The organism is Klebsiella aerogenes KCTC 2190 (assembly GCF_000215745.1).
In the GTDB taxonomy this organism is placed as follows: domain Bacteria; phylum Pseudomonadota; class Gammaproteobacteria; order Enterobacterales; family Enterobacteriaceae; genus Klebsiella; species Klebsiella aerogenes.
This window is the reverse complement of the sequence record NC_015663.1, coordinates 1,544,841-1,561,413: the sequence shown is the minus strand read 5'-3', so window position 1 is coordinate 1,561,413 and position 16,573 is coordinate 1,544,841. Positions and strand designations below refer to the sequence as shown.

Annotated in this window: 16 protein-coding genes; 8 read left to right on the top strand and 8 right to left on the bottom strand. The window is 56.5% G+C overall.

All coding sequences use genetic code 11. The features are described from left to right. Window positions 1-69 precede the first annotated feature (69 nt). Complete coding sequence (gene rhaS, locus EAE_RS07585) at window positions 70-906, bottom strand: HTH-type transcriptional activator RhaS (protein WP_015703945.1); 837 nt, start codon at window positions 904-906, stop codon at window positions 70-72. 311 nt (window positions 907-1,217) lie between these two features. Here rhaS and rhaB point away from each other — a divergent pair, with 311 nt between their 5' ends. The 5 genes from rhaB (at window position 1,218) to rhaM (ending at window position 6,336) form a co-directional block, all read left to right on the top strand. After that, the gene (gene rhaB, locus EAE_RS07580; protein ID WP_015703943.1) at window positions 1,218-2,684 is read left to right on the top strand and encodes a rhamnulokinase; all 1,467 of its coding nucleotides are present in this window, start codon (window positions 1,218-1,220) and stop codon (window positions 2,682-2,684) included. After that, window positions 2,681-3,940: an L-rhamnose isomerase gene (gene rhaA, locus EAE_RS07575; RefSeq protein ID WP_015703942.1), complete on the top strand. Its 1,260-nt coding sequence runs from the start codon at window positions 2,681-2,683 to the stop codon at window positions 3,938-3,940. The genes rhaB and rhaA overlap by 4 nt, the downstream gene beginning before the upstream one ends. Window positions 3,941-4,021: 81 nt before the next feature. Continuing rightward, window positions 4,022-4,846 (top strand): rhamnulose-1-phosphate aldolase, encoded by an 825-nt coding sequence (gene rhaD / locus EAE_RS07570; protein ID WP_015703941.1) that lies wholly within the window; start codon window positions 4,022-4,024, stop codon window positions 4,844-4,846. 30 nt (window positions 4,847-4,876) lie between these two features. Then, window positions 4,877-6,025, top strand: coding sequence for a lactaldehyde reductase (fucO, locus tag EAE_RS07565; protein WP_015368948.1), 1,149 nt, complete (start codon window positions 4,877-4,879; stop codon window positions 6,023-6,025). After that, window positions 6,022-6,336: an L-rhamnose mutarotase gene (gene rhaM, locus EAE_RS07560; protein WP_015368949.1), complete on the top strand. Its 315-nt coding sequence runs from the start codon at window positions 6,022-6,024 to the stop codon at window positions 6,334-6,336. The genes fucO and rhaM overlap by 4 nt, the downstream gene beginning before the upstream one ends. 45 nt (window positions 6,337-6,381) lie before the next feature. Here rhaM and EAE_RS07555 read toward each other — a convergent pair whose 3' ends face one another. The 5 genes from EAE_RS07555 to EAE_RS07535 form a co-directional block, all read right to left on the bottom strand. Continuing rightward, window positions 6,382-7,653, bottom strand: coding sequence for an MFS transporter (locus EAE_RS07555; protein WP_015368950.1), 1,272 nt, complete (start codon window positions 7,651-7,653; stop codon window positions 6,382-6,384). Further along, window positions 7,650-8,141, bottom strand: coding sequence for a NanQ anomerase/TabA/YiaL family protein (locus tag EAE_RS07550; protein ID WP_015703940.1), 492 nt, complete (start codon window positions 8,139-8,141; stop codon window positions 7,650-7,652). The genes EAE_RS07555 and EAE_RS07550 overlap by 4 nt, the downstream gene beginning before the upstream one ends. A gap of 13 nt (window positions 8,142-8,154) precedes the next feature. Beyond that, window positions 8,155-9,078 (bottom strand): dihydrodipicolinate synthase family protein, encoded by a 924-nt coding sequence (locus EAE_RS07545; protein WP_015703939.1) that lies wholly within the window; start codon window positions 9,076-9,078, stop codon window positions 8,155-8,157. 15 nt (window positions 9,079-9,093) lie between these two features. Beyond that, complete coding sequence (locus EAE_RS07540) at window positions 9,094-10,305, bottom strand: PfkB family carbohydrate kinase (RefSeq protein WP_015703938.1); 1,212 nt, start codon at window positions 10,303-10,305, stop codon at window positions 9,094-9,096. Window positions 10,306-10,505: 200 nt separating this feature from the next. After that, window positions 10,506-11,054 (bottom strand): helix-turn-helix domain-containing protein, encoded by a 549-nt coding sequence (locus tag EAE_RS07535; protein WP_015368954.1) that lies wholly within the window; start codon window positions 11,052-11,054, stop codon window positions 10,506-10,508. A 100-nt stretch (window positions 11,055-11,154) separates the two neighbouring features. Between EAE_RS07535 and EAE_RS07530 the strand changes: the two genes are divergently transcribed. Next, window positions 11,155-11,814: an AzlC family ABC transporter permease gene (locus tag EAE_RS07530; RefSeq protein WP_015703937.1), complete on the top strand. Its 660-nt coding sequence runs from the start codon at window positions 11,155-11,157 to the stop codon at window positions 11,812-11,814. After that, window positions 11,814-12,137: an AzlD domain-containing protein gene (locus EAE_RS07525; RefSeq protein WP_015368956.1), complete on the top strand. Its 324-nt coding sequence runs from the start codon at window positions 11,814-11,816 to the stop codon at window positions 12,135-12,137. The genes EAE_RS07530 and EAE_RS07525 overlap by 1 nt, the downstream gene beginning before the upstream one ends. Before the next feature lie 44 nt (window positions 12,138-12,181). On the opposite strand, the gene EAE_RS07520 is transcribed toward EAE_RS07525, so the two are convergent. Beyond that, on the bottom strand, window positions 12,182-12,394 hold the full coding sequence (locus EAE_RS07520; RefSeq protein ID WP_015368957.1) for a YdgH/BhsA/McbA-like domain containing protein: 213 nt from the start codon (window positions 12,392-12,394) through the stop codon (window positions 12,182-12,184). A 128-nt stretch (window positions 12,395-12,522) separates the two neighbouring features. Next, window positions 12,523-13,359 (bottom strand): formate dehydrogenase accessory sulfurtransferase FdhD, encoded by an 837-nt coding sequence (fdhD, locus tag EAE_RS07515; RefSeq protein ID WP_015703936.1) that lies wholly within the window; start codon window positions 13,357-13,359, stop codon window positions 12,523-12,525. A gap of 157 nt (window positions 13,360-13,516) precedes the next feature. On the opposite strand from fdhD, the gene fdnG reads away from it, so the two are divergent. Beyond that, complete coding sequence (gene fdnG, locus EAE_RS07510) at window positions 13,517-16,567, top strand: formate dehydrogenase-N subunit alpha (RefSeq protein WP_086538089.1); 3,051 nt, start codon at window positions 13,517-13,519, stop codon at window positions 16,565-16,567. The last annotated feature ends 6 nt before the right edge of the window (window positions 16,568-16,573 follow it).

Here is a 16,573-nt window from a genome sequence, read left to right as displayed (position 1 = left end):
TCTCACTCCCGACGCGGAAACCAACCATTATTCGCATTTTGGTGAGGCAATACGTTGACTCTTCTCGCGTTACTGAAGAATAGCGTCGCGCCCCTGGCGAATATCGCGCGGCGACCAGTCGAATTCACGGCGAAATAGCGTCGAAAAATGGTTACTGTCGCCAAAACCGCAGCGATAAGCGATTTCTGTCACGCTATCATCGCTGTGGCGCAGCAGGTGCCGCGCTTTCATCAGGCGCACCCGGTTGAGGTAGCGCTGGGGCGTCAGCCCGGTTTGCAGCTTTAACTGGCGATGCAGGGTGCGTAAAGAGAGCGAAAACTGCGCCGCTACCTCCTCCCAGCATATCTCTTCGGCAAAATGGTCTTCCAGCCAGGCCATCAGCTGATTCAGCCGCGCCTCGTGGTTGCCGGCGCCTTCCGCCAGGCTGTTGCTGTGCAGTAGCACCAGTAGCTGCATAAAAAGGATCTCACGGCTGGCGATGGTATGCGACTCGACGCCAGGGCCGACTTTTTCCATCTGGCCGACGATTTGCCGCACCTGCTGCAGTACCGTCTGGTTAACCCGCCAGTGTGAAAGATAGTTACCGTCCTGCTCCTGCGGCAGCAGTTGGTTCACGCCGGTCAGAAAACGAAAAGCATCCGGCGCGCGGTAGAGCACGTTAGTCAGGCATAGGTTATTGGTGTGTTCGTAAAGATGACGATCGTGATCGCGAATAAAGCAGACCGAACCGCCGCTGATGGTATAGGGCTGGCCGTTGAAAACGTGAATGCCCGTACCCTGCTCGACGATAACAATCTCATGAAAATCATGGTGATGCTCAGGAAAAGCCGCTTGAGGAAGCCGCGGTTCAATCGCCACCGCCGAGACGCCGGCCTTAAAGAAATCCGTACTGTGCAACACGGTCATAGCAGCCTCCACGAATGAGAAAAATTATCAACCGTCGTCGCAAATAGTAATTAAGGGCCGGCAATCCGGCCTTCAATTTTTGACCGCAAACCGCGTAAAGCCTGCCGTTTTTTCAAGAACCAGCCGGAAATATCCGGAACTGCGGCCAGCATCACACCCCGCCTCGCGCCGCCCATAAAACGAAACTGTGACGCTTCTCACGGTCACCTTTGCTGTGTTGCCAGCCGCCCGCTTTCGCTGTCAGTAGCGAGAAGGTGACGCAGAGACGCCTTTTTTAGACTGCCTGTAATGATTTTAAGAAGGGTCGTGCCATGAGTATTCGTCATTGTGTCGCCGTTGATTTAGGCGCTTCCAGCGGTCGGGTCATGCTCGCGAATTATGACACCGCGACGCGCGCGCTGACACTGCGTGAAGTTCACCGTTTCATTAATCGCCTGCAGAAAGTCGATGGCTACGATTGCTGGGATATCGATAGCCTGGAAGCGGAAATTCGTTGTGGGCTGGTGAAAGTATGCGAACAGGGGATCCTGATCGACAGCATCGGTATCGACACCTGGGGCGTTGATTTCGTCTTGCTGGATAAGCGCGGCCAGCGCGTCGGCCTGCCAGTTTCCTACCGCGATAGCCGCACTCACGGCCTGATGGCGCAGGCAATCGAACAACTTGGCCGCGCCAATATCTACTGCCGCAGCGGCATCCAGTTTCTGCCGTTTAACACCCTTTATCAATTGCGGGCGCTGGTCAGCCAGCAGCCGGCGCTGGCGGAACAGGTCGCCCATGCGCTGCTGATCCCGGACTACTTCAGCTACCGCCTGACCGGCGCGATGAACTGGGAATATACCAACGCCACCACCACGCAACTGGTCAATATCAATAGCGATAACTGGGATGACGAGCTGATCCGCTGGAGCGGCGCGCAGCCGGACTGGTTCGGTACGCCGACGCATCCTGGCAATGTTATCGGCCACTGGATCTGCCCGCAGGGTAACCGCATCCCGGTGGTCGCCGTCGCCAGCCACGATACGGCCAGCGCCGTGATCGCCTCGCCGCTGGCGGACAAAAATGCCGCCTATCTCTCATCGGGCACCTGGTCGCTGATGGGCTTTGAAAGTAAAACGCCTTACACCAGCCAGCAGGCGCTGAAGGCGAATATCACCAATGAAGGCGGCGCCGAGGGGCGTTATCGGGTACTGAAAAACATCATGGGCCTGTGGCTGCTGCAGCGGGTACTGCAGGAGCAGAACATTAGCGATCTGCAGGCGCTGATTGTCGACACATCGCAGCTATCGGCCTGTCGTTATCTGATTGATTGCAATAACGATCGCTTTATCAACCCGGCCAATATGAGCGCCGAAATTCAGGCCGCCTGCGCGGAGTCCGCCCAGCCGATCCCGGTCACTCCCGCCGAACTGGCGCGCTGCATTTTTGACAGCCTGGCGCTGCTGTATGCCCGGGTATTGGGCGAACTGGCGGCACTCCGCGGCCACCCTTTCAGCCAGCTGCATATCGTCGGCGGCGGCTGCCAGAACGCGCTGCTTAACCAGCTATGCGCCGATGCCTGCGGCCTGCCGGTGGTGGCCGGCCCCATTGAAGCCTCCACGCTTGGCAATATCGGCATCCAGCTGATGACGCTGGATGAACTGCACAACGTCGATGAATTCCGTCAGGTGGTAGGCGACAACGCGTCGCTCACCACGTTCACCCCACATTCAGATAGCGAAATTGCCCGCTTCGTCGCGCAATTTCAGCCACAACCTACAAAGGAGCTTTGCGCATGACCACTCAACTTGAACAAGCCTGGGAAATTGCTAAGCAGCGCTATGCCGCCATCGGCGTTGATGCCGAAGAAGCTCTGCGTCAGTTGGACCGCCTGCCGGTATCAATGCACTGCTGGCAGGGCGATGACGTGGCGGGCTTTGAAAACCCGGAAGGCAGCTTAACCGGCGGCATTCAGGCCACCGGCAACTATCCCGGCAAAGCGCGTAATGCCCAGGAGCTACGCGCCGATCTCGAACAGGCGCTAAGCCTGATACCGGGGCCGAAGCGCCTTAATCTGCACGCGATTTATCTTGAGTCCGCCACGCCGGTTGCGCGTAACGAAATCAAGCCGGAACACTTTAAGCACTGGGTGGAATGGGCCAAACGCCACCAGTTGGGGCTCGATTTTAACCCTTCCTGCTTCTCACATCCGCTAAGCGCCGACGGCTTTACGCTGTCGCACGCCAATCCGGAGATTCGTCAGTTCTGGATCGATCACTGCAAAGCCAGCCGCCGCATATCCGCTTATTTCGGCGAGCAGCTTGGGACGCCATCGGTAATGAATATTTGGGTGCCGGACGGCATGAAAGATATTACCGTCGACCGCTTCGCCCCGCGCCAGCGGCTGCTGAACGCGCTGGATGAGGTCATCAGTGAAAAACTCGATCCGGCGCACCATATCGACGCCGTTGAGAGCAAACTGTTCGGTATCGGCGCCGAAAGCTATACCGTTGGCTCCAATGAATTCTACATGGGCTACGCCGCCAGCCGTCAAACCGCGTTGTGCCTGGATGCCGGCCACTTCCATCCGACGGAAGTCATCTCCGACAAAATCTCCGCCGCCATGCTCTATATCCCGCGCCTGCTGCTGCACGTCAGCCGCCCGGTACGCTGGGACAGCGATCACGTGGTGCTGCTGGATGACGAAACCCAGGCCATCGCCAGCGAAATTATCCGCCACAACCTGTTCGACCGCGTGCATATCGGCCTCGACTTCTTTGATGCCTCCATCAACCGCATCGCGGCGTGGGTTATCGGTACCCGCAATATGAAAAAAGCCCTGCTGCGCGCGCTGCTGGAGCCGACGGCGCTGCTGCGCCAGCTGGAAAACGACGGTGATTACACCGCCCGCCTGGCGCTGCTCGAAGAGCAGAAATCGCTGCCGTGGCAGGCCATCTGGGAAATGTACTGCCAGCGTCACGATACGCCGGCAGGCAGCCAGTGGCTGGAAAACGTGCGGACCTATGAAAAAGACGTGCTGAGCCAGCGCGGCTAATGCCTGACTTCCCCGGATTGCACCGCACAGGGCTTATTCGGGGAGTCACACCTATTGCGAATCAACAGGAAAGACAAGACTATGCACAACATTATCAATTCATGGTTCGTTCAGGGCATGATCAAAGCCACCTCCGACGCCTGGCTTAAAGGCTGGGACGAACGTAACGGCGGCAATCTGACGCTGCGCCTGGATGAAGCGGATATCGCGCCATTCAAAGCCGATTTTCACCCCCAGCCGCGCTATATCGCCTTAAGCCAGCCGATGCCGGAACTGGCTAATCAGCCGTTTATCGTCACCGGATCCGGTAAATTCTTCCGTAATGTGCAGCTCGATCCCGCCGCCAATCTCGGGGTAGTGAAAGTGGACAGCGACGGCGCGGGCTACTTCATTCTGTGGGGGCTGACGGAAGAAGCTGTGCCGACGTCGGAACTACCGGCACATTTCCTGTCGCATTGCGAGCGCATCAAAGCCACCGGCGGCAAAGACCGCGTGATCATGCACTGCCATGCCACCAACCTGATTGCCCTGACCTACGTGCTGGAGAACAACAGCGATCTGTTCACCCGCAAGCTATGGGAAGGCAGCACCGAATGCCTGGTGGTGTTCCCGGACGGCGTCGGCATTCTACCGTGGATGGTGCCGGGCACCGACGAGATTGGCCAGGCGACCGCTGGCGAAATGCAGAAACATTCTCTGGTGCTGTGGCCATTCCACGGCGTCTTCGGCAGCGGCCCGACGCTGGATGAAACTTTCGGCCTGATCGATACCGCCGAAAAGTCCGCTGAGGTATTGGTGAAAGTCTATTCGATGGGCGGCATGAAACAGACGATAAGCCGCGAAGAGTTGATTGCGTTAGGCCAACGATTTGGCGTCACGCCGCTGGCCAGCGCGCTGGCGCTCTAAGAAAGCGAGCGCCCTTTAAGGAGAATAATCATGAGCTTTATGTTGGCACTGCCGAAAATCAGCCTGCATGGCGCGGGCGCGATCGGCGATATGGTGAACCTGGTGGCGGACAAGCAATGGGGAAAAGCGCTGATTGTCACCGACGGTCATCTGGTGGAAATGGGCCTGCTCGATAGCCTTTTCCAGGCGCTGGAAGCGCATCAACTGTCTTATCATCTGTTCGATAACGTCTTTCCGAACCCAACTGAAGCGCTGGTTCAGCAAGGTATCGCCGCATTCCGTGCGGCGCAGTGCGACTATATTATCGCCTTCGGCGGCGGCAGCCCGATCGATACCGCTAAGGCGGTGAAAATCCTCAGCGCTAACCCAGCGCCGTCGACGGCCTATTCCGGCGTGGGCAAAGTGAAAAATGCCGGCGTGCCGCTGGTGGCAATTAACACCACCGCCGGAACCGCCGCCGAAATGACCAGCAACGCGGTGATTATCGATAGCGAACGTCAGGTGAAAGAGGTCATCATCGACCCGAACATCATCCCGGATATTGCCGTCGACGATGCCAGCGTCATGCTGGATATTCCGCCGTCGGTTACCGCCGCGACCGGTATGGATGCGTTAACCCACGCTATCGAGGCGTTTGTCTCCGTTGGCGCCCATCCGCTGACCGACGCCAACGCGCTGGAAGCGATTCGCTTAATTCACCAGTGGCTGCCGCTGGCCGTCGATGACGGGCACAATCTGCAGGCCCGCGAGCAGATGGCATACGGCCAGTATCTGGCAGGGATGGCGTTCAACAGCGCAGGTCTTGGTCTGGTACACGCGCTGGCGCATCAGCCGGGCGCAACCCACAATTTGCCGCACGGCGTTTGTAATGCCATCCTGCTACCGATTATCGAAAACTTTAACCGCCCGAACGCGGTGGCGCGTTTTGCCCGCATCGCCCAGGCGATGGGCGTCGATACGCGCGGCATGAGCGATGAAACCGCCAGCATGGCGGCGATTAACGCGATTCGCGCGTTGAGCAAACGAGTCGGTATTCCTGAAGGTTTTAGCCAGCTTGGCGTGAGTAAGGCTGATATCGAAGGCTGGCTGGATAAAGCGCTGGCCGACCCCTGCGCGCCCTGTAACCCGCGCAGCGCCAGCCGCGACGAGGTACGCGAGCTGTACCTGGAGGCGTTATGATCCGCAAAGCCTTCGTAATGCAGGTCAATCCCGACGCCCACGAGGAGTATCGGCGCCGTCATAATCCCATCTGGCCGGAACTGGAAGCGACGCTGAAAGCGCATGGCGCGCACCACTATGCAATCTACCTCGACAAACAGCGCCATCTGCTATTCGCCACGGTGGAAATTGAATCGGAAGCCCGCTGGAATGCGGTGGCGGAAACCGAGGTCTGCCAACGCTGGTGGCGCTATATGCGCGAGGTGATGCCGACGAATCCGGATAACAGCCCGTTGAGCGCTGAACTGAGTGAAGTGTTTTACCTTGCGTAATAAAGAAAACGCCTGAGCAATCAGGCGTTTTTGCTACCAGAGGGATTAGGCATTTTTGCGCACAAAGAAACCGTAGCAGCAGGCGCCCATAAACAGCAGTATCCCACCGAGAATAAATACGTTGGTAAAGTGCCCGGTAGCATCAAGAATAATGCCGGTGATAATCGGCGCCAGCGCCGCGCCGAGAAAGCCGCCAAAGTTCTGGATAGCACCCAATGAGGCGACCTGTTCTTTCGGCGCCATATCGGTCGCTAACGTCCAGATCACGCCGGAAGGCATTTGTGAACAGAAGTAGCCCAGCGTCAGCAGGGCGATCGCAACGCCGCTATTATCAACAAACGGAATCGGCATCACGAAACAGGCCGCCAGCGCGGCACCCGCCACAATCGGCACTTTACGCGCGGTAACGGCGTTCATCCCTTTACGCACCAGTCTGTCAGAAAGCATCCCGCCACACAGCACGCCGATAATACCGGCAAAGAAAGGAATCGAGGCGATAAAACCGGTCTGCTTGAGGCTAAAGCCCAGCGAGGTTTCCAGATATCCCGGCAGCCATGTCAGATAAACCCAAATGGTAAACATGATGCAGAAGTTACCGGCAATCATGAACCACGTGGTTTTCCGGCGAAACAGTTCGCCCCAGCTGACCTTCGGCTGCTCACCTTCGGGACGCATGACTTTGCCGGTGTTTATCAACATCGCCTCGCGCGCGTCCGGGTCGCGATAAAATTTAAGCCACGCCAGCAACAATGGCAGTCCGAGCAGGCCGACAACCATGAACATGCCGCGCCAGCCGATCCATAACAGCAAAATAGTCAGCACCGGCGGCGCTATCGCATTGGCGATTTGCGAACCGGTATTGATAATCGATGTCGGCAGCCCGCGTTCTTTCTCCGAGAACCAGCTCTGGGTGATCTTGATACCGGAAGTGAAGAACGGTGACTCCGCCACGCCCAGCAGCATGCGCAAACCATAGAAGAAGCTATAGGTATTCACAAAACCCATTAAGAACGTTACCGCTGACCACAATCCCAGCGCGCCGCTGAACATTTTCTTCGCGCCGAAACGGTCTACCAGCCAGCCGGCGGGTAAATTCGCCAGCGCATAGGGCCAGAGAAACGCTGACAATAACAGCCCCATTTCAGTACCAGAGAAGCCAAACTCCCTGGCGATGGTGGTGTTCGCGATGCTCAGGTTGGCGCGATCGAGGTAATTGACCACCGCGGCCAGCAGCAGGATTAAAATAATGCCCCAACGTCGACGCGAGAGTTTCGGCGCCGCAATCGCTTCAGCCGCCGTTTGATTTAGCGAACTCATAAACCCTCCTCCAGCAAGGCGCGATCGATTTTCATCACCGCTTTACGGATATGTTGCCGCTCGCCATCGCGCGGATGGCAGCAGGGGCGATGGATGTCCTGGGGAAAGAAAACAGCGAACATGCCGGGCTTCAGGGTTATCTGCGTCTCCTCATCTTCGACGTGCCAGAACAGGATGTCCTGCTGCGGCGTCCGATCCTCGGTAACGCGAGGACAGCCGCTTTCTGCGCGGCTGACCCCCATCCGCTCCTCGCCGGAAATCAGATACTGAATATCAATAAACTGCTTGTGCGACTCCGGCCGCGCCTGCGCGAAAGGCACGCTCTCCATCTCCTGCAGCAGGCAGAAAAGTTTCCCGGGGATCAGGTCGATTTTCCCCGGCGCGAAGCGCTGGAAATCCTGGCTGGCGATAAACGCCAGCGCCTGGCGGATCGCCGGATGAAACGCGGCCTGTTGCGCAGGCCACGCCTGCAGACTCGATACGATCATAATGATCCCTCCCTTAGCCGGCGATCCGCTGCTGCCACAGTTCAGTCCCGGCGCGGATCTGGTCGAGGATCACCGTCAGCCCCCAGAATTTGCTCAGCACATCGTCTTTATTAACCCGGCAGGCGATACTGTCGAAGGTCCCGAGGCGCTGATGGTAAATTTTGGCGTTTTTCGGGTAGCCCAGCGTTTCGGTTACCGCGCCCAGCGACAGAAATATCGCCAGTTCATCGGCCAGCGCCCGCTGATTTTTGCCTTCCCGCCACAGCCAGCTATACAGTTCGGGATGGAAGTTGGTGAACACGCCGCTGAAACCTTCGGCGCCCGCCAGCATCGCCGGCCAGGCGATCGCAGCATTGGCGTTGATGACCTTTAGCGGGGTTCCCTGCGCCAGACGCACGCGGCGCTCAACGGTAGGCAGATCGCAGCTCACATCTTTCAGCACCACGAAACGACCGCTGTTAGCGCACCAGGCGAACTCGTCGTCGCTAAGCAGGCGGCGATACGGCGCCGGGCACTCATACAGCCCCAGCGGCATGGAAGAAGGTAAAGCCGCCAACAGCGATTGCAGGGTAGCGAAAAAGACTTCACTGCCCTCATTACGCGGATCAAGATGATTAGTGACCAACACCAGCGCATCAATGCCGGTCTGCGCCATTGCCAGCAACTCCTCTTTTTGCGCCGCCAGATCATCGCTGATATGGCCCGAGGCAATGACTGGAATGCGCCCCGCCACGCGTTGCACCACGAAACGCGCCAGCTCGACACGCTCCTGTAAGTTGAGATATTGCATTTCGCTGGACTGGCAGACGGCAAAAAGCGCATCCACGCCTTTTGCCAGATACCAGTCGATCAGCTTCGCCAGCGCCGGATAATCAATCTGGTCGTCAGCGATAAAAGGGGTCAGCATGACGGGTACAACACCGTTAATCGTTTTCATCTTATTTTTCCTGGATTAGAGGGTACGGAGTCGGGCATTTGCCTGCGCAAAGTCAGGCATGTTGGAAGCCCCCTCCAGCTCGACGGCCAGAGAGGCGAAAGCAGAGGCCCAGGTCGCAGCCTGAACCAGGGTGTTGCCGGCAGCCAGCGAGGCGGCGAGCGCGCCATTAAACGCATCGCCAGCGCCGGTGGTATCGACGGTGACCGCCGGAAAGACGCGAATTTGACTAAACTGGCGATTATCCAGCAGCAGCGCCCCGCGCGATCCCATGGTAATCAGCACTTTCTTTGCGCCTAATTCAGCGATGCGCAGCGCGGCTTCTTTGGCAGTATCAACATCGTGAATGTCGATACCGGATAATAATGAAGCCTCGGTTTCATTCGGTGTAATCACATCGATATAAGGGATGCTTTTGATTATTTCCGCCGAGTATGGCGCCGGATTGAGAATGACTGTCTTACCGAGTTCCCTGGCGATTTTTATTAGCGAATGGGTGGCGTCAAAATTATTCTCAAGCTGAACAAGTAAAACGTCGGAGGCGGACAACTCTGGAATAATCGCCTCAATCTCATTATGCGTTATTGTAGTATTGGCGCCAGAGTAAATAGCAATCATATTTTCGCCATTTTCCTGCGAAACATAAATAATGGCATTGCCGGTAGGTTCGCTCTCAGATTGATAAAGCGTATAGGAGTGTATTTCTGAACGAGTGAGATGATCGGCCGCCAGGTGGCTAAACTGATCCTTGCCCACCTTAGCGACAAAATGGACCTGTGCGCCGGCTTTACTGGCCGCCGTCGCCTGATTCGCCCCCTTGCCACCGGGCCCAAGGCTGCTGGCGAGCGCCAGTAGCGATTCCCCGCCGCGCGGAAAACGCTCCACTCGGGCCACGATATCCACATTAAATGAGCCGAATACACACACTTTTCCGTTCATCGATTTTCCTTTCTGCTGACCGCTCGCCGTAGGTTTCCGATGGTTAATCGGCTGCAGCAGCACGCCGAAACTATCACCGGTTTCAGAAATAAGTTCAGCCTTTAAATTGTGCCGGGAAATAATCGCTCCGCCATAACAACGTTGCACCAATCCCATTTCTGCAAGAATATTTAAATCACTGCGAATGGTTTCTTTTGAAACACTAAAATAAGCAGCAAAATAATTAACAAAACCACGCTCATGATCGTTTAAATATTTTAGGATATGCTTTCTACGTTCTTCTAAAAACATAATAGGCCCCAATGTCACGAATTAAGTATACGAACCCCTTCCGGCAGGAAGAGTGACATCAATCCCATGTTTTCAGGCAAAACGGAAGGAAACAAAAATGGAAAAAAAATAAAGAAAATGAGTGAATAAATAATTCACTCAATCATTAATGGGAAATGAAATAATCTTCTGCGCATCAGAATAAAATGCGCAGATTATGACTAATTTTGCTCTGCCACCAGCAGCGCCTGGGTATCCGGCTCCAGCGCCTGAAAGAGATGTTCCCGATCGGCCGGGTAGCAGATGTAATCCCCTTCCCCCAGCTCTTCTGGCGCTTCGGTGAGGCCAACGCGCGCGCGCCCCTGAGTGATAATAATATGTTCGACCGACCCGGGCGGGTGCGGGTGCGAGATCCGATCGGCGCCGGGCTGCGTCAACAGCAGATAGATGTCGCGACGCGCGCCGGGAGGGCAAGCCGCCAGCAAAATGGCCTGATAGTTGGCTTGTTCAGCAACCACTTTGGTGCCTTCGCCGCGGCGAATCACCTGGGTTTGGTTGGCCTGCGGTTCCAGCAAACGGGCGAAGGGAATATCCAACGCCACGCACAGCGCCCACAATGTTTCCAGGCTAGGGTTGCCATTGCCGGATTCCAGCTGTGACAGGGTCGATTTGGCTATCCCGGCGCGGCGCGCCACCTCCGCCAGTGAGAGTCCGGTGCGCGAGCGCTCGCGCGTCAGGCTTTTAGCAATTACGCTGATGGGCTGTGTCATACACCGCTCCTCGTATTTTATATCGAACGAATCGTTCGTCTTGAAAAACCATTCTGTTGCGTTCATTATAATGGAAATTCGTTCGATATGGCTAAAGCGTATGCGTTACAAATTTTCCTGTCTCAGTGGGGACACCATTAAAGCAATCGTTCTGGTATGCCTGGCGGTCGGTGTGGTCGGCATGTCTTACGGTTCATTAGCGATGGCCTACGGTTTTCCGCTGTGGGTGCCGTTTGTCCTTTCCATTACGGTGCTGGCCGGCGCCTCTGAGTTTATGTTTATCGGTATTGTCGCCAGCGGCGGTAACCCTCTCGCCGCCGCCGCAGCAGGCTTACTGGTGAACGCCCGCCACGTTCCTTTTGGCGTCACCGTGCGCGATCTGGTCGGCGCACGCGCCGCCAGCCTGCTCGGCTGCCACATTATGAATGATGAGAGCGTGGTGTTCGGCTTGTCGCAGAAAACCCCGGAGCAACGGAAAGCCGCCTACTGGCTCTGTGGCCTGGGTGTGGCGCTCATCTGGCCGCTCGGTACCCTGCTGGGCGCCGGGGTCGGGAAATTGTTACCCGCTCCAGAAACCATCGGCCTGGATGCGGTATTCCCGGCTATCCTGCTGGCGCTGGTGGTACCGGCTTTTAAAAAACGTACCACACTGATTCGCGCCTGCAGCGGCGCGGTTATTTCGCTGGCCGCCGTGCCCTTCGCGCCGGTTGGATTACCGGTTCTGCTCTCATTGTTTGGCTTACTGGCGAGGAAAAAATAATGGGCAATATGACGCTGTTTATCGCCGGGATCGCGATTCTGTCGATCGGCACATATCTGATGCGTTTGGGTGGGGCAAAGCTTGGCAGTCGTTTAGCGTTTTCCGAGCGCTCGCAGGCGCTGCTTTCTGATGCCGCGACGGTGTTGCTATTTTCCGTGGCGCTGGCGACCACCTTTTATGAAGGCGAGCATTTTTCCGGCATGGCGCGGGTACTTGGCGTCGGTTTTGCCGTGTTCCTTGCCTGGCGCAAGATGCCGCTTATCGTGGTGATTATCGCCGCGGCGGTGGTGACGGCGTTGCTACGCCTGGCGGGTATAAACTAAAAAAGCGCCCTAAGGCGCTCTTTCGACGGTAGTGGGTTGCTAACTTATTTGTTCAGTTCAGCGGTCATATGCACGCGGTTACCGTTAAACGCTTCGGTAATGGTGTAAGAAGACGCGCCGGCAGCCTGCGCCTGAGCGGCGATTTTCGCTTCCGCGGCGTCCATAGTGGAGGCGGTGGCGGTCACGGATTGCGCGGCGAAAGAACCGAAAGAAGCGGCCAGAGCGATAACAGCGACAAAAGTTTTGATGCTTTTCATGATATAAACCCTTTCATTTAGTTGTTTGGATAAGGCACCGTGCCTTGATGTGATAAATAATAGTCTTCACATCCCGTAACTAAAAGCGGAAGGATTTGCTGTCATCTTTCAAAAAAACTGACCAACATTTAACCGGCAATAAGACGCTGCGGATGAGTATAAATCGTCGCTCTGCCTGGCCTGCAGAACCCCACCAGCGTCAGATTACAACGTTCGGCGACTTCCACCGCCAGCGTCGTCGCCGCGGAGACCGCAAACAGAATTTCCACCCCACACATCGCGGCCTTCTGTACCATCTCATAACTGGCGCGGCTGGAGACTAAGGCTGCGCCCTGCTGCCAGCCCTCTCCTTCTGCACTACGGCGACCCAGCAGTTTATCCAGCGCAACGTGACGGCCTACATCTTCATGCCCGCCCGCCAGTTCGCCGTCAGGGCGCACCCACGCGGCGGCGTGCGTACAGCCGGTCAGGCGGCCGATTGGCTGAACCTCATTTAACTGTTTGAGCCCGCGATCGAGATGAGAGAGCGCAAAGGTCTGGCTAAAGGGCAGTGGCTCAACGGGCTTACCGATATCATTTAGCTGCTCGACGCCACATACTCCACAGCCTGTACGCCCGGCGAGCGCCCGGCGGCGCTCTTTCAACCCCATAAACCGGCGGCTGGAGAGTTCGATTTGCACTTCTACCCCGTTACAGGCCTGTACCACGTCCATCCCGTAGATCTCTTGTCGGCTTTGTATAATCCCTTCAGATAGGGAAAAACCGACGGCGAAATGTTCCAGGTCACGTGGCGTCGCCATCATGACGACGTGCGAGATGCCGTTATAAACCAGAGCGACGGGTACCTCTTCTGCTACCTCGTCTGGCTGAGGATGTTGCAAATCCTCACGTTTCCAGAGGGTAACCTGGCGATAACCTGTGACATCTGTCACATTTTTGATTTGTTCAGGAAGGTTCTTATTCACTTTCATTTAACCGTATTGGAACAGGCATACACACAATGTGGTATTCTGTTTTTATATCCCTCCAGGACCGAGGGAAATTAACTCAATTCTGAACCTTTGCGGCCTTCACCGCAAAGTAAATAACTACATGTGACAATGTCGAAACAAGGAGCGAACCATGCAGGTCAGCAGAAGGCAGTTCTTTAAGATCTGCGCTGGCGGTATGGCAGGCACGACGGCAGCAGCGCTGGGCTTTGCCCCGGCTACTGCGCTCGCGGAAACCCGGCAGTACAAACTGCTGCGTACTCGCGAAACCCGCAACACCTGTACGTACTGTTCCGTTGGCTGCGGGCTATTGATGTATAGCCTCGGCGACGGTGCGAAAAACGCCAAAGCATCCATTTTCCATATCGAAGGCGATCCGGATCATCCGGTAAACCGTGGTGCGCTCTGCCCGAAAGGGGCCGGTCTGGTGGACTTTATCCATTCTGAAAGCCGCCTGAAATTCCCGGAATATCGCGCGCCAGGTTCTGATAAATGGCAGCAAATCAGCTGGGACGAAGCGTTCGATCGCATCGCGAAGCTGATGAAAGAAGACCGTGACGCCAACTTTATCGCCCAAAACAGCGCCGGCACCACCGTTAACCGTTGGCTGACCACCGGTATGCTGTGCGCCTCCGCTTCCAGTAACGAAACCGGCTATTTAACGCAGAAATTCACCCGCGCCCTCGGGATGCTGGCGGTGGATAACCAGGCGCGTGTCTGACACGGACCAACGGTAGCAAGTCTTGCTCCAACATTTGGTCGCGGTGCGATGACCAACCACTGGGTTGATATTAAAAACGCCAACCTGGTCGTAGTGATGGGCGGTAACGCCGCAGAAGCGCATCCGGTGGGGTTCCGCTGGGCGATGGAAGCCAAAATTCATAACGGCGCCAAGCTCATCGTTATCGATCCGCGCTTTACGCGCACGGCGTCGGTGGCTGATTTCTATACCCCGATTCGTTCCGGTACCGACATAACCTTCCTGTCGGGCGTCATCCTGTATCTGCTGAATAACGAAAAATTCAACCGTGAATACACCGAAGCCTATACCAACGCCAGCCTGATCGTGCGTGAGGACTACAGCTTTGATGATGGTCTGTTCAGCGGCTACGATGCCGAAAAACGCCAGTATGACAAAACCAGCTGGAACTATGAACTGGATGAAAACGGCTTCGCCAAACGCGATACCACGCTGCAGCATCCACGCTGCGTCTGGAATCTGCTAAAACAGCACGTTTCCCGCTATACGCCGGATGTGGTCGAAAACATCTGTGGTACGCCGAAGGCCGATTTCCTTAAAGTTTGCGAATATATTGCAGAAACCAGCGCGCACGATAAAACCGCGTCGTTCCTGTATGCCCTCGGCTGGACCCAGCACTCCATCGGCGCGCAGAACATTCGCACCATGGCGATGATCCAGTTGCTGCTTGGCAACATGGGGATGGCAGGCGGCGGCGTCAATGCCCTGCGCGGTCACTCCAACATCCAGGGTCTGACCGACCTCGGCCTGCTCTCAACCAGCCTGCCGGGTTACATGTCGCTGCCTAATGAAAAACAGGCCGACCTGCAGACCTACCTGAGCGCCAACACGCCAAAACCGCTGTTGAAAGATCAGGTGAACTACTGGGGCAACTATCCGAAGTTCTTCGTCTCCATGATGAAAGCCTTCTTCGGCGATAAAGCTACGGCCGAGAATAGCTGGGGCTTTGACTGGCTGCCGAAGTGGGATAAGAGCTACGACGTGCTGCAGTATTTCGAGATGATGAATCAGGGCAAAGTGAACGGCTATATTTGCCAGGGCTTTAACCCGGTCGCCTCGTTCCCGAACAAAAACAAGGTAGTGGCTTCCCTGTCGAAGCTGAAGTTCCTTGTGACCATCGACCCGCTCAACACCGAAACGTCCACCTTCTGGCAAAACCACGGTGAGTCCAACGATGTTGATCCGGCGAAAATCCAGACCGAAGTGTTCCGCCTGCCGTCCACCTGCTTCGCCGAAGAAAACGGTTCTATCGTCAACTCCGGCCGCTGGCTGCAGTGGCACTGGAAAGGCGCAGACGCCCCGGGGATCGCCGTGACCGATGGTGAAATCCTCGCCGGTATCTTCACCCGCCTGCGTAAGATGTATGCCGAAGAAGGCGGCCCAACGCCGGAGCCGGTGCTCAACATGACGTGGAACTACTCTACGCCGCACGAGCCGGCGTCTGAAGAAGTGGCGATGGAAAGCAACGGTAAAGCGCTGGCGGATATCATCGATCCGGCAACCGGCGCGGTAATCGTTAAGAAAGGGCAGCAGTTGAGCTCCTTCGCACAGCTACGCGACGACGGCACGACTTCCAGCGGCTGCTGGATCTTCGCCGGTAGCTGGACGCCGGAAGGCAACCAGATGGCGCGCCGCGATAACGCCGACCCGTCAGGCCTCGGCAATACGCTGGGCTGGGCCTGGGCATGGCCGCTAAACCGCCGCATTCTGTATAACCGCGCCTCCGCGGACCCGCAGGGTAAACCGTGGGATCCGAAGCGTCAGTTGCTGAAATGGGACGGCGCGAAATGGGGCGGAGTGGATATTCCGGATTACAGCGCCGCCGCCCCTGGCAGCGACGTCGGTCCGTTTATCATGCAGCCTGAAGGGATGGGGCGTCTGTTCGCTATCGATAAGATGGCTGAAGGGCCGTTCCCGGAACACTACGAACCGTTTGAAACGCCGCTGGGGACTAACCCGCTGCATCCAAACGTGGTCTCTAACCCGGCCGCTCGCGTCTTTAAAGGCGATCTCGAGCAGATGGGCAAGGCCGAGAAGTTCCCGTACGTCGGCACCACTTACCGCCTGACCGAGCACTTCCACTACTGGACTAAACACGCGCTGCTTAACGCCATCGCGCAGCCGGAACAGTTTGTGGAGATCGGCGAAAAACTGGCGAATAAGCTCGGCATTGGCCACGGCGATACCGTGAAGGTCTCCTCTAACCGCGGCTATATCAAAGCCAAGGCAGTGGTGACCAAGCGTATTCGTACGCTGCAGGTTCACGGTAAAGAGGTGGATACCATCGGTATTCCTATTCACTGGGGCTACGAAGGCGTGGCGAAAAAAGGCTTTATCGCCAATACGCTGACGCCGTTTGTCGGCGACGCCAACACGCAGACGCCGGAGTTTAAGGCCTTCCTCGTGAACGTGGAAAAGGTGTAACGGAGA